A 17307-nucleotide genomic window follows, 5' to 3' on the forward strand; every position below is an offset into this window, starting at 1 on the left:
TGCCGGGCCGCCTGCGTGTCCACGGCCCGCGCGGCGCGGGTCGAGGGCGCGACACCGCCGGCGTGTCCGGCGACACGCCAGCCGCCCGGCGGCGTGTCGCTGGACACGTCCACCCCCTGCTGCCTTGGTTTCGCGTCGGACCTTTGCATATCCTGTGAAGAATGAGCGAATCCGCCCAGAACACCACGTCCAAGCCACCCGTCCACCGGGCCGTCTTCTGGCCCTCGGCCATCATCGTGCTCGCGTTCACCGCGTTCGCCATGATCGCGCCGCGCACGGCGGAGTCGGTCTTCGCCTCCGTGCAGCAGACGATCGTGCACAACTTCAACTGGTACTACGTCCTGCTCGTGACGGGCTTCGTGATCTTCGCCCTCTGGGTCGGCTTCAGCCGCTTCGGCGACATCAAGCTCGGCAAGGACGACGACGAACCCGAGTTCTCGGTCGGCTCCTGGTTCGCGCTGCTCTTCGCCGCCGGCATGGGCATCGGACTGGTCTTCTACGGCGTGAGCGAGCCCTTGAGCCACTTCGCCTCCCCGAAGCCCGGCGTCGACGGCAGCCCGGCCGTCCTCGCCCAGCAATCGCTCTCCCAGACCTTCCTCCACTGGGGCGTCCACGCCTGGTCCGTCTACGTGGTGCTCGGCCTGGCGCTCGCCTACGCGATCCACCGCCGCGGCCGCCCGATCTCCATCCGCTGGACCCTCGAGCCGCTCCTCGGCCGCCGCGTCAAGGGCGCCTCGGGCAACGTGATCGACATCGTCGCACTCGTCGGAACGATCTTCGGCGTCGCGACCTCCCTCGGCCTCGGCGTCCTGCAGATCAGCGCCGGCCTCGAGAGCGCGAACCTGTTCGAGGCCACCCAGACCCTGAACATCGTCATCATCCTGATCATCACCGGCGCCGTCCTGTTCTCCGTGCTCTCGGGCGTCGCCCGCGGCATGAAGTGGCTCTCCAACATCAACCTGGTCCTGGCGGCCCTGCTCGTCGTGTTCGTGCTCATCGTGGGCCCGGGCCAGTTCCTCTTCCGGAACCTCGTCCAGTCCGTCGGCAACTACCTGCAGAACTTCCTGGCCATGGCGTTCAACGTGAGCGCCTTCTCCGGCGAGGCGGGCGAGCTGTGGCAGGCCACGTGGACCACGTTCTACTGGGGCTGGTGGATGTCCTGGGCGCCGTTCGTCGGCATCTTCATCGCCCGCATCTCCCGCGGCCGCACCGTGCGCCAGTTCGTCGCCGGCGTCCTCCTGGTTCCCACCCTCGTGACCTTCATCTGGTTCTCCGTCCTGGGCGGAACGGCGATCCACACCGAGCTCGAGGGCGAGGGCGGCCTGATCGGCCCGAACGGCGAGGTCGACGTCGAGGGCTCGCTGTTCGCCCTCATGCAGCAGCTCCCCGGCAGCGCCGTCCTGGTGATCGGCGTCGTCATCCTCATCGCGATCTTCTTCGTCACCTCCGCCGACTCCGGCTCGCTCGTCATGAGCATGATCGCCACGGGCGGCGAGGTGGAGCCGAAGAACTGGATCCGGGTCTTCTTCACCCTCTCGACGTCCGGCCTCGCGATCGCCCTGCTGCTCTCGGGCGGTCTCGACGCGCTGAAGACGGCCGCGATCATCATCGCCCTGCCGTTCAGCGTCATCATGATCCTCATCTGCTGGGCCACGGTCCGGGCGTTCAGCCGCGAGATCCGGGCCTACGACAAGGCGCGGCGCGAGGCGTTCGTGGGCCGCATCGGCGAGATCTACGGCCTCGAGGTCGAGGGGCCGAACCAGGACTCCCGGGTCCTGAACCTCACGCGCTTCTTCCGACGCCGGCACCGGGCGCTCGAGGCCGTCGCCGGCGTCGTCCACGTCGACGTCCCGGAGGGACCGTCGAGCCCGCTGCCCCCGGCGGGCGACGAGCCCGAGACGCCGTCCGCGCCCTCGGCCGAGGACCCCGACGCGGGCGGTCGCGAAGCGGCCGGGGCCCCGCTCCCCCGCTGACCGCGGGCCGCGACCGGGCCAGGGGCCGGTCCGGGCAGCCGCGCTTCAGGCCCTGACGCGCGGCAGCTCGGACCACTCGGTGGTGTACTTCGGCGAGGAGAACTCGCGCTTCATCGACCACGCGGCGGGTTCGGCGAGGCCGCCCTGCCCGAGCCCGATCGCGGCCTCCCCGAACCGGGCCCGAACGCTGCCCAGCAGGGCACCGAGGCCTTCGACGCCCCCGGTCGGATCCGCCGCGCGCCCGGGCCGAGCGCCCGCCCGGCCACCCGCCGCCCCGCCGCCCGGGGCGCCGGCGGCGGCATCGGCGTCGTCCTCCCCCTCCGCCAGCCCGGAGAAGAGGTCCAGCTGCTCCGCCTGCCCGCCCCGTCCCAGGCCCGAGAGCATCACTCCCGCGCGGACGTACGCGGCGCCCGGCTCGAAACGACCCCGCATCGCCGCGACCGCGGCCCTCGTGATCCGGATCGGATCGTCCGTCGGCACCGGCAGGGGCACGGAGGCGCTCGGGAACGACTGCGTGCCGTGGGCGAAGCGGCTCGTCCCGGCACTCACCGTCACGACCGACGCGCGCAGCCCCTTGGCCGCAAGGCGTCCGGCCGCCTTCTGCGCGTAGACGGACATGACCTCCTCCATCTGCGCCGCCGTGTCCACGGGCGTCGAGAAGCTGCGCGAGAACATGACCTGCTGCTGGTCCGCCCGCTCGTCGACCGGCGCGATGCATGGCGTGCCGTTCAGCTCCAGGACAGTCCGCTGCATGACCACCGAGAAGCGCTTGCGGATCATCAGCGGGTCTGCGGCCCTGAGCGCGGCGATCGTGCCGATGCCGAGCGCGGCGAGCTTCTCCCCGCTCTTGCGCCCCACGCCCCACACGTCCGTGGCGGGCAGGCGGGACTGGATGCGCTCGAGCTCCCCCGGCGGCAGCGAGCCGAGCGAGCACACTCCGCCGAGTCCCGGATTGCGCTTGGCGACGTGGTTGGCGAACTTCGCGAGGGTCTTGGTGGGCGCGACGCCGACACAGACGGGGACGCCGACGTGGAGTGCGACGGCGGAGCGCACCTCCCGCGCCGTGCTCGCCAGCACGTCCTCGCCCGCCTCCGGCAGGCCCAGGAACGACTCGTCGATCGAGTAGACCTCCTGCCACGCCCCGAAGCGGCCGATGACCTCTACTGGTAGGTCCGACTATTGAAGAGTGCACTTTTCGCACACTCTTGGTCGACACGGAAGTCATGTGCGCAGGGCGGTGGGATTCTTGCTCGGGCCTGGTTGGTGAACATTCGGTGACAAGAGTCTGCGTGGGCTCGCGGACTGGTTCGATAGATGTCAATATAGAAGTATGTCGAATCAAGAGATCGAGCTTGTCATCGTCGGGTCCGGTCCCGCCGGATACACCGCCGCGGTCTACGCTGCCCGTGCGGGTCTCGCCCCGGTCGTGATCGCGGGCTCGGTGACCGCGGGCGGCGCGCTGATGACGACGACCGAGGTGGAGAACTTCCCGGGCTTCGTGGACGGCGTGCAGGGCCCGGAGCTGATGGAGTCGATGCGGGCGCAGGCCGAGCGGTTCGGCGCTCGGATCGTCTACGACGACGCGATCGGCCTCGAGCTCGACGGCGACGTGAAGGTCATCGAGACCGGTGCCGGGGCTACGTATCGGGCGCGCGCGGTGATCCTGACGATGGGCTCCGCGTACCGCAAGCTCGGCCTCCCCGAGGAGGAGCGCCTGTCCGGGCACGGTGTGTCCTGGTGCGCGACGTGCGACGGGTTCTTCTTCCGCGACCAGGAGATCGCCGTGATCGGCGGCGGTGACTCCGCGATGGAGGAAGCGCTGTTCCTCACCCGTTTCGCGTCGAAGGTGACCGTGGTGCACCGCCGGGACGAGTTCCGCGCGTCGAGGATCATGGCGCAGCGCGTGCTCGATGATCCGAAGATCGAGGTCGCCTGGAACAGCGAGGTCGCCGCGATCCTCGGCGACGAGCAGGTCACCGGGCTCACGCTGCGCGACACCGTCACCGGGGCTGAATGCACGCTCGACGCGACGGGGGTGTTCGTCGCGATCGGGCACGACCCGCGCTCAGAGCTGGTGTCCGGTCAGGTCGACACCGACGCGGACGGGTACGTGCGAGTCTCGCACCCGTCCACGCGCACGAACCTGGCCGGGGTGTTCGCGGCCGGGGATCTCGTCGACCACACGTACCGGCAGGCGATCACCGCCGCGGGCACCGGCTGCGCGGCCGCGCAGGACGCCCAGCACTACCTGTCGAACCTCGCACCCGCCACCGTTCCCACACCTGTCCTGGAGGTCTCCGCATGAGCACCGTCACCCCTATCACCGACGCCACCTTCCAAGCCGAGGTGCTCGAGTCCGAGCTCCCCGTCGTGGTCGACATCTGGGCGACCTGGTGCGGCCCGTGCAAGGCGATCGCCCCGATCCTGGACCAGCTCGCCCGCGAGTACGGGGGCCGGGTGAAGATCGTGAAGGTCGATGCCGACCAGAATCCCGAGACCGTGACCGCGGCCGGCGTGACCTCGATCCCGACCCTCGGCTTCTACCGGGACGGGGAACGCGTGGACGTGCTGATCGACGCGCACCCGAAACCCGTCTACATCGCGAAGATCGAGGAGCTGCTCGCATGACCGACACCCTGACCCGCACCGTCCCGAAGCGGCTCTCCACCCTCGACAAGTGGCTGCCACTGTGGATCGGCCTCGCCATGGTCGCGGGCCTCCTGCTCGGACGCTTCGTGCCCGCGCTCTCGGACGCGCTCTCCGCGATGGAGGTCGGCGGGATCTCGATCCCGATCGGGCTGGGCCTGCTGGTGATGATGTACCCGGTGCTCGCGAAGGTCCGCTACGACAAGGTCGCCGCCGTGACCGGCGACAAGAAGCTCCTCGTCTCCTCGCTCGTGCTGAACTGGCTCGTGGGGCCCGCAGTGATGTTCGCGCTCGCGTGGATCTTCCTGCCGGATCTGCCCGAGTACCGGACCGGGTTGATCATCGTGGGGCTCGCCCGGTGCATCGCGATGGTGGTGATCTGGAACGATCTCGCGTGCGGTGACCGGGAGGCGACCGCGGTGCTGGTCGCGATCAACTCGGTGTTCCAGGTAGTCATGTTCTCCGTCCTGGGCTGGTTCTACCTGACCGTATTGCCCGGCTGGCTGGGGCTGGATGCGCAGGGGCTTGAGATCTCTGTCTGGCAGATCGCGCTGAACGTGCTCGTGTTCTTGGGCGTGCCTCTCATCGCGGGCTTCGCGTCCCGTTGGGTTGGCGAGAAGCGCAGGGGGCGCGACTGGTACGAGGAGAAGTTCCTTCCGAAGATCGGGCCCTGGGCGCTGTACGGGCTGCTGTTCACGATCGTGCTGCTGTTCGCCTTGCAAGGCGAACAGGTCACCTCCCACCCGATGGACGTCGCGAGGATCGCGCTGCCGCTGCTCGTCTACTTCGGCCTGATGTGGTTCGCCGGCATCCTGCTCGGCAAAGCCCTCAGCCTGGGCTACGCGCGCTCCACGACGCTCGCGTTCACCGCCGCGGGCAACAACTTCGAGCTGGCCATCGCGGTCGCCATCGGCACCTTCGGCGCGACATCCGGCCAGGCCTTGGCCGGGGTCGTCGGCCCGCTCATCGAGGTGCCGGTGCTGGTCGGTCTCGTCTATGTCTCGCTCTGGGCCGCGCGAGCCTGGTTCCACACCGACCCCTACGCCACCGAATCGAGGATGTCATGACCGATACCGCCGTCATCGCCGACGCCGACGCGTGCACGCCGTCCACGACGCACGCCATCGGCACCGAAGCAGCTGCGACCGTGGCCGGCGCGCTGAAGGCGCTCGCTGACCCGCTGCGGCTGCGGATGCTCTCGGCGATCGCGACCGACCCGCGCGGAGAGTCCTGCGTGTGCGATCTCGCCGAGCTCGCCGAGGTGTCGCAGCCGACCGTCTCCCACCACCTGAAAGTGCTGAAGGAGACCGGGATGCTGCTGTCCGAGCGGCGCGGCACCTGGGTGTACTACCGCATCGCCCCGGGCAAGCAGCGCGCCGTCGCGGCCCTCCTCGACGCGTTCGCCCCCGCCGCTGCCACAACGGACGAGCCCGAGGACACCGCAGCACGGGCCGAGGCCCTGCAGCAGATGGACGCCCGCGTGACCCGCCTCGCCGAAGAGCTCGCGGACGAGCTGACCGGGCTGAACCGGGACCTCGTGATAGCGATCGTGCGCGAGTCCTACGCCGGCCTGGTGCGCTCGGCCAAGCTGACGGCGCACATGATCCCCCTGACCGAGCGGTTCGCCCGGCAGCGCCTCGCTGATCTGACCCGGGATCGCTCGTCCGGGGTGCCGCGGGTGCTGTTCGTGTGCGTGCAGAACGCGGGCCGTTCGCAGCTCGCCGCCGCGATCGTCAACCAGCTCGCCGACGGCCGCGTGGTCGCCCGCTCCGCAGGCTCCACCCCGGCGTCGGAGGTGCACCCGCATGTGCGCTCCCTGCTCACCGAGATCGAGGGCGAGCAAGAGGCCGAGGCTGCGTTCCCGAAGCCGTTGACCGACGACGCGGTGCGCGCGGCCGACGTGGTGGTCACGATGGGCTGCGGCGACGTCTGCCCGATCATCCCCGGGGTCCGGTACGAGGACTGGGCCGTCGGGGACCCCGCGCTGGCATCCCCGGATGGGGTCGATGCGATCCGCCACGACATCGAGGGCCGCGTCCGCGACCTCCTCGCCACCCTTACCGACTGAAAGAAGCGAACCAACATGACCGACCAGAAGCCTTCCGTCCTCTTCGTCTGCGTCCACAACGCCGGCCGCTCCCAGATGGCCGCCGGCTGGCTCCGCGAGCTCGCGGGCGACCGCGTCGAGGTCCGCTCCGCCGGATCCATGCCCGCCGACCAGATCAACCCCGTCGCCGTCGAGGCGATGCTCGAGGAGGACATCGACATCACCGCCGAGCAGCCGAAGGTCCTCACCACCGAAGCTGTGCAGGACTCCGACGTCGTGATCACGATGGGCTGCGGTGACGCGTGCCCGTTCTTCCCCGGTAAGCGCTACGAGGACTGGAAGCTCGACGACCCGGCGGGGCAGGGCATCGAGTCGGTGCGTCCGATCCGTGACGAGATCAAGGGCCGCGTCGAAACCCTTCTCGCCGAGCTCCTGGGCTGAGCCGTACCGCACGTGCGAAGGGGCAGGAACCATCTGGTTCCTGCCCCTTCCTGTAGTCCGCGACTCAGCGGCCAGCTGGTGCCATGCCGAGTTGGATGAGCTGCGGGGCCGGCGCGCAGCACGATCCAGCGCTGGAGGACTCGTCCGGCGCGTCGAAGAGGCCGGAGCCTCCGCATACGCCGGTGTCCGGCAGAGCGAGCTCCACGCGCTCGGCGGCTTCGCGGTCCCCGGCGATCGCGGCGACGACGCTGCGCACCTGCTCGAAGCCGGTCAGGGCGAGGAAGGTCGGCGCGCGGCCGTAGGACTTCGCTCCCACGATGTAGAAACCCGGCTCGGGCTGCTCGAGGTCGGCAGCGCCGGTGGCACGCACGGAGCCGCACGAGTGGACATTCGGGTCGACCTCAGCGGCGATACGTGTCGGGGCTTGCAGGCGCATGTCGAGGTCGAGACGGATCTCGGAGAGGAAGGAGAGGTCGGGGCGGAAGCCGGTGTCGACGAAGACCCGGGCCGCGGGCGCGAGCCGTCGGCCGTCCTCTGCCACGAGCACCGCCTGGCCGGCGTCGATGACGACCTGCTCGGTGCGGAACCCGGTCACGAGATGGACGAGGCCGTCCTCGACGGCCTTCTTCGCGAGCTGCCCCAGCGCGCCGCGCTCGGGCAGCTCGTCGGCGCTGCCGAAGCCGAAGGTGTTGCCGACCGCGCCGCGGCGCAGCACCCAGGTGATCCGCGTCCCCGGCTCGCGCTTGGCCACTCGCGACAGGATCCCGATCGTGGTCGCCGCGGAGTGGCCGTTGCCGACCACCACGACGTGCTGACCTGCAAGCGCATTGGCGTTCTCGATCGCGGGCATGCGGTGCTCCAGGAGCCCCGCATCAACTGCAGCGCGTTCCCCGAGCGCGGGCAGCCCGTCAGCGCCGGCGGGGCTCGGAGTGCGCCAGGTGCCCGAAGCGTCGATCACCGCGCGCGCTTCGATCCGCTCTTCGGTGCCGTCCGCGCGCTCGACGTGGACGACGAAGGGCTGCTCGGCGCGGCCTGCGTCGACGGAGAGGTCGCGGCCCTTGCGGCCGACGCCGACGACCCGGGCCCCGTAGCGCACGCGGTCGCCGTGGGCGTCGGCGAGGGGCGCGAGGTACTGCTCGATCCACTGCGCGCCGGTCGGGTAGCCCTGCGTCGGAGCAGTCCATCCGGTCGGTTCCAGCAGGCGTCGCGACGCGGGGTCGGTGAGCTCCGTCCACGGCGAGAACAGGCGCACGTGTCCCCACTCGGCCACCGCGGAGGCAGCCGTGTCACCGGACTCCAGGACGATCGGGTCGAGCCCGCGCTCGATGAGATGGGTTGCGGCGGCCAGTCCCTGCGGACCAGCACCGATGACGACGACAGGGTTCACTGCGACCTCCATGCATAGACGTTCTTCGATGTGAGACACGAACGATCCTGACGCTCATATCGACAGATGTCAATACGTCGGGCAGAATGGAGCCATGAACGCACTGCCCGTCACGATCGACATCAGCGCGGGCTCCTGCTGCGCCCCCGGCCAGGCGATGGATGACGGTACCGCCCATGACCTCGCGAAGGTCTTCAAGGCGCTCGGCGACCCGACGCGGGTGAAGCTGCTCTCCATGATCGTCGGCAGCAGCGCTGGCGAGATGTGCGTCTGTGACCTCACGGACCCCGTGGGCCTGTCGCAGCCGACCGTCTCCCACCACATGAAGCTGCTCGTCGAGGCGGGCCTCGTCACCCGCGAGCAGCGTGGGAAATGGGCCTACTACCAGCCGACCACCGGCACGCTCGCTGACGCCACGAAGGCGCTGCTGGCGGGTTGATCGACTTTCCGCGTCCCGGCCGGGGGCCAGGGCGGGTCCTGGTCGCCAGATAGCTGTCCCGGTGATGCCTTGGGTGGACTAACTCGTGATGCGGTCGCTCAATAGGCCGATGAACTCATCGGCGGCGGCGAGCTGCTTCTCGAGCTTCGCCCGCCGCTGCTCGGCGTCGGTGAGGAACTCGGCGAGGAGTTGCGATGCTTCAGCGCCGGAGGCGCTCTCGGGTCCGGTCGCGTCCAGCGCCCGGAGCAGGTCGCGCATCTGCTCCAGCGAGTACCCGAGCGGCTTCATCCTGCGGATGAGCATGAGCCGCTCATAGTCACCCTCGGTGTAGAGGCGAAAACCTCCCTCAGAGCGACCGGAAGGCTCCAAGAGACCGATCTCGTCGTAGTGGCGCAATGTCCTTAATGACAGTTCCGTGCGATCTGCCAGTTCACCGATCTGCATCATTCCAGTTCCAGGCACAGCGCACTCCTTCCAACTCGCTTCCAACACTAACGTTACGTTAGGGTTGGTTCGTGCCCGCATGTTCTGGCGGGTTTCATCCCGGCTTCCGGCCCCGAGCGGGGCGCTGTCGGGCGCGCGCAGACGCGCACTCACGCTTTCGATGGTGTCACATCGACTCACCTCGACCCCTGGGAGGCCTGCCTTATGACAACCATGGCTGAAGACAAGACTCGGTACCGGCCCGAGCCCTCGGTGCTCACCGCGCTGAAGAGCCCACGGATCCTCACCCGCGAGGTCCTCGCCGGTCTCGTGGTGGCCCTGGCGCTGATCCCGGAGGCGATCTCCTTTTCGATCATCGCCGGGGTCGATCCGAAGGTCGGGCTGTTCTCGTCGTTCGTCATGGCGGTGACGATCGCGTTCGTCGGCGGACGCCCCGCAATGATCACGGCGGCGACCGGTGCGATCGCGCTGGTCATCGCGCCCGTGGCGCGCGAGTACGGCATGGACTACTTCATCGCCACCGTGCTGCTCGCCGGGGTCCTGCAGATCGTGCTCGCGGTGCTCGGCGTCGCGAAGCTCATGCGGTTCATCCCGCGCAGCGTCATGGTCGGCTTCGTCAACGCGCTGGCGATCCTGATCTTCACGGCGCAGCTGCCGCAGCTGATCGGCGTTCCCTGGATGGTCTACCCGCTCGTCGCCGCGGGCCTGGTGATCATGGTGTTCATGCCGAAGATCACCAGGGTGGTCCCGGCACCGCTGGTGTCGATCATCATCGTGACCGCTGCGGTGGTCGTGTTCGCGATCAACGTGCCGACCGTCGGCGACCAAGGCGAGCTGCCGCGCAGCCTGCCCGAGCTGTTCATCCCGAACGTGCCGCTCACCTGGGAGACGCTGACGATCATCGCCCCCTACGCTCTGGCGATGGCACTCGTCGGGCTCATGGAATCGCTCATGACCGCAAAGCTCGTGGACGACGTCACCGACACTCACTCGAACAAGACCCGCGAGTCCTGGGGCCAGGGCGTCGCGAACATCGCGTCGGGCCTGTTCGGCGGCATGGGCGGGTGCGCGATGATCGGCCAGACCATGATCAACGTCAAGGCGTCCGGTGCCCGCACCCGCATCTCGACATTCCTGGCAGGCGTTTTCCTGCTCATCCTCATCGTCGTCCTCGGCGACGTGGTCGCCATCATCCCGATGGCCGCGCTGGTCGCCGTGATGATCATGGTCTCGGTCGGCACCTTCGACTGGCACTCCATCAAGCCCTCCACGCTGAAGCGGATGCCGAAGAGCGAGACCGCCGTCATGGTCATCACAGTCGCCGTCGTCGTCGCGACCCACAACCTCGCGATCGGCGTGATCGTCGGCGTCTTCGTCGCAGCGATCATGTTCGTGCGCCGCGTCGCGCACCTCGTCGACGTCACCCGCGAGGTGACCGAGCACTTCGGAGAGCCCCGCGCGCACTACACCGTCGAGGGCCAGCTGTTGTTCGCCTCGAGCAATGACCTCACCACGATGTTCGAGTACACCGAAGATCCCGACCACGTCGTCATCGACCTCTCGAAGTCGCACGTATGGGACGCATCGACCGTCGCGGCGCTCGACGCGATCGAGACCAAGTACGAGCACCACGGCAAGAGCGTCGAGTTCGTCGGAATGAACGACCACACGACGGCGTTCCACGCCAGGCTCACCGGTGGGCTCGGGAACGGTCACTGACGCGCAGGAGGCAATGGCGGCCGGGGTTCAATCAGGGTTCTGCACGGAGTTTTGGATAGTCCGTCCAGTCGCCACTGGCAAGGCGCGACCACGCGGCTGCTGACGCTGCTGTGATGCCGAGGAGATCGGAGACGATTCGTGGGTGCATCTGACGGGTCAGTTCGATCAGCGCGGTCGTCCGAGCGCTTCCTGAACGGAGCCCATGCTGGCGCAGGCGTCGGCTGAGTGGGCCTGGCGTGAGGTGCAGCCCCGGATTCCTGCCGGGAAAGAGCCATCCCTCGGGCCGGTGGCTCGATGCGTCAACGAGTTCGGCGATTGCATTCCCGAGGACCTCGGGCAGTTCGATTGGCTCGGCTCCGATGGTGAGCTTCGCCGGTCGCGATGTCACGTCGACCTGCTCACGGGTGAGGGTGACGATGCGAGTGAGGTGGAGGCCGTAGAGGAGCACGAGCAAACCAGCGGTGCGCGTCTTGGGATCCATGTCGAGGTCCGAGAGGAACCTGCGGGCCATCTGCCACCGATGGTCGGATTCGTAGTGCCTGCCCTCGAGGCGGCTCGTGCGGAACTCGACGTGGAGTGTGCTGAGCCGGTGCCTTCGCAGCCAGCGTGTGAACGGGGCGAGGGCGTCGCGCTGGCTCGGTGAGCCCGTGAGAAATGCGTCGCGTCCGCGCTGCGAGAAGGTGGCCAGCGTCTCGTGCTGCGATCGGATCTCGTGCAGGAGCGCGGCGCAATGCTTGAGTGCTGCTCGCTGTCTCTGGAAGCCAGCCGCGGGGCTTGAGGGGCCCTGCGACACGGCCCGGAACGCCCTGGTGGACCGAAGAAGCTCCCAGGTGCAGTATCGACGCAGGATCAGCCGATCGTCGGCAGCTTCGATGCTCGCCAGCCATTCTTCAACCCAGTGATCGAAACGCACGGTCTCGACGTCGAGTTCTGGCAGCACGTTGGAGCGGACCAGCAGCGAGAGGAGGAAGGCGACCGACTGGCCAGACCGGGCTCTCGTGATGATCGCGTCCGCGGTGAGGGGCAGGGTTCCGTCTGCGAGTTCACGGAGCACAGCGGCGCATTTGCTCTTGTGCTGCCACCGCTCGAGAGAGTTCGCCTTGCCGTGGTGTGTCTGGAGGTACTCCGCGAGCGGCTGGAGTTCGGGACGGACATCGCCTGTGTCATCGCCGAGGAGCCGCTGGATGGTGATCGGTCGTCGGCACTCGGCGCAGAGGCGATGTTTGCGCACTTCTTCGATCGATCCGCAGCTAGGGCATGCCATCGTGATTGGCGAGCCGGCGCAATCGGCGCAGACTTTCTGTCCGTTCATGAACCCGGTGAGGAACACCTTGCGTCCGCACTCAGGGCAGGGTTGCGGGGTGCGCATCGCGTAGTAGCAACGAGCGCATACTCGCCGCCCGTCGAGATGGGAAGCGACACGCCCCGGTTCGCTGCAGAGCCCGCAGGTCTTGATCGGTGCGGTGTAGCAGCTCAGGCAGACGAGGTCGGGACGGCGGACGACGATAGTCGCGTGCTGACCGCACCGGGAGCAGAGGTCGAACGATCGAGGATCAGCTCGCCAACATTCGCGGCAGTACCGCTTCCCGTCGATGGTGCGCTGCACCGGCCTGACCCGCCCGCAGGTCGCGCAGGCGACCGATCTGGCGTTCCGCTCGCAGCGCGAGCAGTGCCTCCCGCCGTTCGGGGTCTTATGCGGCATCCGCACTGCTCGCCCGCATGACTCGCACGTCGGCAGCGCTACCCGGCTCGCTCCTTCTGCGACGAGTGCATGGGCCAGGTCTTGGGCCGTTACCGGCACGTTCCGGTGCTGGCCCTCCAACACCCCGGGCTGCTTCAGCAATGCGAGTTCGAGAAGCCATTGCGTGAGGGGCACCGGGGCGACCGAATGCACGATCTCGGCCAAATGCTCGGGTGAGATCTCAGGAACGAGGGGGCGGAGGAGCGCGACGATCTCCGCGATCCTCGGCTCCTGCGGAGGCTTCGCCGCCACGGCTACTTCGTGCGCGGTCGGCGGATGGCGGCACGGACCGGCCGGAGATCGCCGATGGATCCGCGCGTCGCCTCCTCGCCCACGGCGACCGGGACCCCGGCCTCACGGCGCGTGACTGTCACGAGATCGTCGAGCGTGCACTCCAGCGCGTCGCAGAGCGCTGCGAGGACATCGAGGCGGACCCGCTGTGGCGGCTGCGTCACCAGCCGATACACCTGCTCCCGCGACAGATCGATACCGCGCTCCTCGAGCAGCGGCTTCAGCTTCGACGTCTGGAAGATCCCGCGCGATGCCATCACGCTGCGCAAGTTCCAGCCGGTCTCGAGCTCAACGGCCGTCAGCCTCTCCTTCGATCAGGGCCTTCAACGCCTCCGCGAGCACCCGGTTCTTGTAGTCCGAACTGACAGAGGCGTATATGGAAGTCGTTGACGCGTGCATGTGCCCCACCTGTTCCTGGACGAACCGCTCCGCGTAGCCGAACTCCAACAAATGCGTGACGTACGAATGCCGGAGGCTATGCAACGTCAAATCCTTCGACAGGCCGGCTTCATCGCGCAGCTCTGCGAACCTCCGGTCGAGATACCCGGCGGAGAGGCGGGTGCGCCGCTCGGTCACCCAGAGTGCGTCGAGGTCGGCACCCGGGGCGAAACGATCCCTCGCCTGCTCGAGCCACTGTTGCATGCCCGGCACCCGCCAGTCGAACTCCGGCACCAGCAGCACCGTCCTACGACGAGGCGCACCGCCTCCCGCCGCCTTCGCCCATCGCACGTGGATCGCACCGTAACGCCCCCATTGGAGCATCTTGGCATTGTGATGCAGATCGACGGTGTCGAGCATGACCGCCTCGGTGCGACACAGCCCGAACGCATACACGGTCTTCAGTAACTGCGCGTCCCTCAGAGCTCCGAGCGCGCCCTTCCGCCCGGAACTGACCAGCAGCTCGACGCGGGCATCGGCCGTGTCGAACAGGCGCTCGACCTCGTCATAAGTGAACGGACGACGCTTCCCGTCGCCTTCGAACTCAAACCGGTGGGCAACCGTGTTCCACGGCAGGCACACCTGCGACGGGAACTCTCCAAACTCCCGATCGCAGATCTCCATCCAGTCGTACAACGGGCTCGTAAGGTAATCGCAGAATCCACGGATCGCGCCATGATTCGCGCGCATTGTCGAGAGCGTCCGAGTACGCCCGCCGGACTCCGCGGTGAATTCGTCGACATCCGCGACGCTCCACTTCCACGGTGGTTTGTCCACAAAATCGCGGAACCTCGACACGGTGGCCACCCGATTCCGGATGGTCTGCTCACGCAGGCCTCGCGACAACTGCTGCTTTCGCCAGCCTTCGATCATCGCGTCGAAGACCTGCTGCTCCGGATTCGCCAACGCGACGTTCGACGACGAAGTAATCAGCCGAAGCGCTGCAGGAGAGGCCCCAAAATCTTGCATCAGATGCAACAAAGTGCGGGACAGTGCATCACAATGTCAACTCAGATCTCAGCATCAGTGAGATCACGCTGTTATGGTCGGAACGGGTCCATACTGACGTGACCAATAGGCGACCTTTGCAAGCGTGACCAGTTGCATCTGTTACAACACCCGACGGTCCATCACGCGCGCCGAGAGGTCACCATAGAGCTCGTAGTTGCTCGAGCGGGCCACGAGGCCCCAGGCGGCGGCGTGCGGGGCGACCTGGAACCACGGCGTGCCCGTGGCGATCCCCAGGTCCTTGGCCTCCTGGGAACGCGCGACGACGCAGCCGTCGTTGTTCGAGAGGACGACGACGGGGCGGCCTTCCAGCCGCGGGTCGAACACCCGCTCGCAGGAGACGTAGAAGTTGTTGATTCTCTAGCCCCTTCCAGCGTGTTGCTTGGGCCGCGTGTGATGGACAGGCCAGTATGTTGTCCATGACCCACAGTCAGCTGGCTTGGAAAGTCTTCTTTGCTCCTGAATACATCACCACGCATGATGATCCGCTGCTGCAACGTGCGCTCAGGACACAAGCAAGTGATCAGGACTTGACTGGCGTGTGGTTACGATGGGCGGCGCGACCCATCTTCATAAACAGCTTGGGCGTCCCCCATGGTGCCCTAAACTGTTAACGCCGACCGAAAATAGGGCCATTTCTGCCAACTGAAAATAGGGCCACCGGGTTGCGGTTCTATTGTGCCTGAGGTCTTGTGGTGGTTCTGTTGCGGAGCCGGTAGCTGCTGCCGGTGAGGTTGAGAACCTCCGCGTGGTGGACGATGCGGTCGATCATGGCTGAGGCGACCGTAGCGTCGCCGAAGACCTCGCCCCAACGGCTGAACGCCAGGTTCGAGGTGAGGACCAGCGAGGCGTGCTCATACCTGGACGAGACCAGTTGGAAGAACAGGTTCGCCGAGTCCTGGTCGAACGGGATGTATCCGACCTCGTCGACGATCAGCAGCTTGTAGCGGCGCAGCTTTGTCAGTTCCTGGGGCAGGCGTCCGCCTTCGTGCGCCTCGGCGAGGCGAGCGACCCAGCCGGTGGCGGTGTCGAACAGGACCCGGTGCCCGGTGCGGGCGGCCTTGATCCCGATGCCCACGGCCAAATGCGTTTTGCCGGTGCCGGGAGGACCGAGCAGGACCACGTTCTTGGCTTCCTCGAGGAAGACCCCGGTGCCGAGGTGGGCCACCAGGTTGCGGTCGGCGGCCGGCTGGTGGTCGAAGTTGAACTCCTCGATGGTCTTGGCGCCGGGGAAGCGGGCGGCACGGATCCGCAGGGCCGCCCCGGAGGCTTCGCGCTCGGCGACCTCGCGGCTGAGCACGGCGGCTAGGTACTCCTCGTGGGACCAGCCCGCTTCCCGGGCGCGGTCGCCCAGGGCACGGTAGCCGTCGGTGATGCGCGGGGCGCGTAATGCCCGGGCGTAGTACTCGATGCTCTTCGCCGGCTCGCTCACCGGCCGGCCTCCGCCAGTTCACGCGCATCGTCCGGGACGGCGAGGCCGAAGAGCCGGTCGTAGATGCCCAGATCGCGTTCCTGGACCTCGGCGTGGCGGCCGGTCCTGATGGTGCGGTGGGCGCGGCGCAGGGCGGCGGCCCTGTCGACGTGGGCCGGATCGGTAAGGATCTGGTGGCGCGCCCAACGTCGTTCGTGCTTGGCCAGCAACGTCCCGCCGGCAGTGACGGTCACCTGCTCGAGGTCCGCGGCCACGTCCACGATCCGCCCGATCGCCGACGGGTCGACGGAGTAGTCGTTGGAGAACACCCGCACGTAGTAGTCCCGCGGCAGCCGGATGCTCTTGCGCAACCCAGTCTCGGGCGCCAGCGGTGCCAGCGGGCGCATCGCCTCGCGGTCGCGCAACACGAGCTCGGCGGGCCGTCCGTGGCGGGAGCGCGAGTAGCGGGCATTGGCCCGCGGCAACCAGTCGGCCAGCTGCTCGTTGAAGTCGCCCGGGGAGGCGAAGGTCCGGCCGGGCATGAAGCCTTGGCGGAAGAACCGGTTCATCCGCTCCACCATGCCCTTGGACTCCGGGTCGTTCGGCGGCAGTTGGCGGATCGTGCAGCCCAGCACCCCGGCGAAAGACGCGGCCGGATCCGTCAGCCGGCCCTGGCCGATGCCGCTCTCGTTGTCCCAGACCAGCCGCTCGGGGACCGCGGCCGCGTCCTGGATCAGCGACCACATCCCGCCCAACAGGTCCGGCGTGGTGCGGGTGGGGATCATCCGGGCCTGGATGAAGCCGGAGAAGGTGCTGGTCATGACCAGCACCGGCGGCTTGCCCTGTTGGCCGTGCCCGAGCGGTAGCGGCTCGTGCGGGAACCAGAGGTCGCATTGGACCGCCTTGCCCGGTTCGTGGACCAGCCGGTCCACCGGGTCCGCCGGCAGATACTCGGGCCGGATCTGGCGGACCTTGTCGCGGAACAGGGACGCCGATCCCGTCCATCCCACGCGTTCGGCCAGCACGGTGGCCGGCATCGTCGGAGTCCTGGCCAGCAGGGTCCGGACCCGGCCGGCGTAGGAGTCGAAGCTCGAACCTGCCGACGCCCGCTCGTACTTAGGCGGCCGGTCTGATTCCAGCGCCCGGTCAACCGTTCCCCGCGAAACCCCGAGCTGCGTGGCCAGCTCTCTCTTAGAGATCTTCTCCGTCGCGTACCGGTGGCGAATCTGCGCCCAAACGTCCAATGTGATCACCTTCCATGATGGTCAGGTGGCCTCATTTTCAGTTGGCGTTCTTGGCCCTATTTTCGGTCGGCGTCAACA

16 protein-coding genes and 1 pseudogene are annotated in these 17307 nt (G+C 67.9%); 8 read left to right on the forward strand and 9 right to left on the reverse strand.

What is annotated here, in order from left to right; translation table 11 throughout:
• Window positions 1–161 precede the first annotated feature (161 nt).
• On the forward strand, window positions 162–1973 hold the full coding sequence (locus tag ACQ3I4_RS13890) for a BCCT family transporter (protein WP_329862461.1): 1812 nt from the start codon (window positions 162–164) through the stop codon (window positions 1971–1973).
• A gap of 45 nt (window positions 1974–2018) precedes the next feature.
• On the opposite strand, the gene ACQ3I4_RS13895 is transcribed toward ACQ3I4_RS13890, so the two are convergent.
• The gene (locus ACQ3I4_RS13895) at window positions 2019–3128 is read right to left on the reverse strand and encodes a DUF4113 domain-containing protein (RefSeq protein WP_430633785.1); all 1110 of its coding nucleotides are present in this window, start codon (window positions 3126–3128) and stop codon (window positions 2019–2021) included.
• Between the two features lie 175 nt (window positions 3129–3303).
• On the opposite strand from ACQ3I4_RS13895, the gene trxB reads away from it, so the two are divergent.
• Genes trxB through ACQ3I4_RS13920 form a run of 5 tightly spaced genes read left to right on the forward strand, consistent with a single transcriptional unit; the run spans window position 3304 to window position 7107 of the window.
• Entirely contained in the window at window positions 3304–4278 is a 975-nt protein-coding gene (trxB, locus tag ACQ3I4_RS13900) for a thioredoxin-disulfide reductase (protein WP_430633770.1), read from the forward strand.
• Entirely contained in the window at window positions 4275–4601 is a 327-nt protein-coding gene (gene trxA / locus ACQ3I4_RS13905; RefSeq protein WP_430633771.1) for a thioredoxin, read from the forward strand. Before trxB ends, trxA begins: the two co-directional genes overlap by 4 nt.
• Complete coding sequence (gene arsB, locus ACQ3I4_RS13910; protein ID WP_430633772.1) at window positions 4598–5686, forward strand: ACR3 family arsenite efflux transporter; 1089 nt, start codon at window positions 4598–4600, stop codon at window positions 5684–5686. The genes trxA and arsB overlap by 4 nt, the downstream gene beginning before the upstream one ends.
• Window positions 5683–6687, forward strand: coding sequence for a metalloregulator ArsR/SmtB family transcription factor (locus ACQ3I4_RS13915; RefSeq protein WP_430633773.1), 1005 nt, complete (start codon window positions 5683–5685; stop codon window positions 6685–6687). Before arsB ends, ACQ3I4_RS13915 begins: the two co-directional genes overlap by 4 nt.
• A gap of 15 nt (window positions 6688–6702) precedes the next feature.
• On the forward strand, window positions 6703–7107 hold the full coding sequence (locus ACQ3I4_RS13920) for an arsenate reductase ArsC (RefSeq protein WP_430633774.1): 405 nt from the start codon (window positions 6703–6705) through the stop codon (window positions 7105–7107).
• Between the two features lie 64 nt (window positions 7108–7171).
• Here ACQ3I4_RS13920 and ACQ3I4_RS13925 read toward each other — a convergent pair whose 3' ends face one another.
• The gene (locus ACQ3I4_RS13925; protein WP_430633775.1) at window positions 7172–8506 is read right to left on the reverse strand and encodes an NAD(P)-binding domain-containing protein; all 1335 of its coding nucleotides are present in this window, start codon (window positions 8504–8506) and stop codon (window positions 7172–7174) included.
• Window positions 8507–8588: 82 nt separating this feature from the next.
• Here ACQ3I4_RS13925 and ACQ3I4_RS13930 point away from each other — a divergent pair, with 82 nt between their 5' ends.
• Entirely contained in the window at window positions 8589–8933 is a 345-nt protein-coding gene (locus ACQ3I4_RS13930) for an ArsR/SmtB family transcription factor (RefSeq protein WP_430633776.1), read from the forward strand.
• 78 nt (window positions 8934–9011) lie between these two features.
• Here the strand turns inward: ACQ3I4_RS13930 and ACQ3I4_RS13935 are convergent, their stop codons facing one another.
• Window positions 9012–9395 (reverse strand): MerR family transcriptional regulator, encoded by a 384-nt coding sequence (locus ACQ3I4_RS13935; RefSeq protein WP_430633777.1) that lies wholly within the window; start codon window positions 9393–9395, stop codon window positions 9012–9014.
• A 186-nt stretch (window positions 9396–9581) separates the two neighbouring features.
• Here ACQ3I4_RS13935 and ACQ3I4_RS13940 point away from each other — a divergent pair, with 186 nt between their 5' ends.
• On the forward strand, window positions 9582–11096 hold the full coding sequence (locus ACQ3I4_RS13940) for a SulP family inorganic anion transporter (RefSeq protein WP_430633778.1): 1515 nt from the start codon (window positions 9582–9584) through the stop codon (window positions 11094–11096).
• Window positions 11097–11127: 31 nt separating this feature from the next.
• Here the strand turns inward: ACQ3I4_RS13940 and ACQ3I4_RS13945 are convergent, their stop codons facing one another.
• From ACQ3I4_RS13945 to istA, 6 genes and pseudogenes are all read right to left on the reverse strand, one after another.
• Window positions 11128–13089, reverse strand: a complete 1962-nt coding sequence (locus tag ACQ3I4_RS13945) for a hypothetical protein (RefSeq protein WP_430633779.1) — start codon at window positions 13087–13089, stop codon at window positions 11128–11130.
• A gap of 2 nt (window positions 13090–13091) precedes the next feature.
• Complete coding sequence (locus ACQ3I4_RS13950; protein WP_430633786.1) at window positions 13092–13385, reverse strand: helix-turn-helix domain-containing protein; 294 nt, start codon at window positions 13383–13385, stop codon at window positions 13092–13094.
• Window positions 13386–13416: 31 nt separating this feature from the next.
• Entirely contained in the window at window positions 13417–14535 is a 1119-nt protein-coding gene (locus ACQ3I4_RS13955; protein WP_430633780.1) for a tyrosine-type recombinase/integrase, read from the reverse strand.
• A 156-nt stretch (window positions 14536–14691) separates the two neighbouring features.
• Window positions 14692–14931: pseudogene (locus ACQ3I4_RS13960) on the reverse strand (DNA polymerase V subunit UmuC); the annotation flags it as partial.
• Window positions 14932–15247: 316 nt separating this feature from the next.
• Window positions 15248–16006: an IS21-like element helper ATPase IstB gene (istB, locus tag ACQ3I4_RS13965; RefSeq protein ID WP_430633781.1), complete on the reverse strand. Its 759-nt coding sequence runs from the start codon at window positions 16004–16006 to the stop codon at window positions 15248–15250.
• The gene (gene istA, locus ACQ3I4_RS13970) at window positions 16003–17238 is read right to left on the reverse strand and encodes an IS21 family transposase (RefSeq protein ID WP_430633782.1); all 1236 of its coding nucleotides are present in this window, start codon (window positions 17236–17238) and stop codon (window positions 16003–16005) included. Before istA ends, istB begins: the two co-directional genes overlap by 4 nt.
• Window positions 17239–17307 lie beyond the last annotated feature (69 nt).

Origin of the sequence: Zafaria sp. Z1313 (assembly GCF_050563205.1) — a bacterium.
GTDB lineage: Bacteria > Actinomycetota > Actinomycetes > Actinomycetales > Micrococcaceae > JAZDCJ01.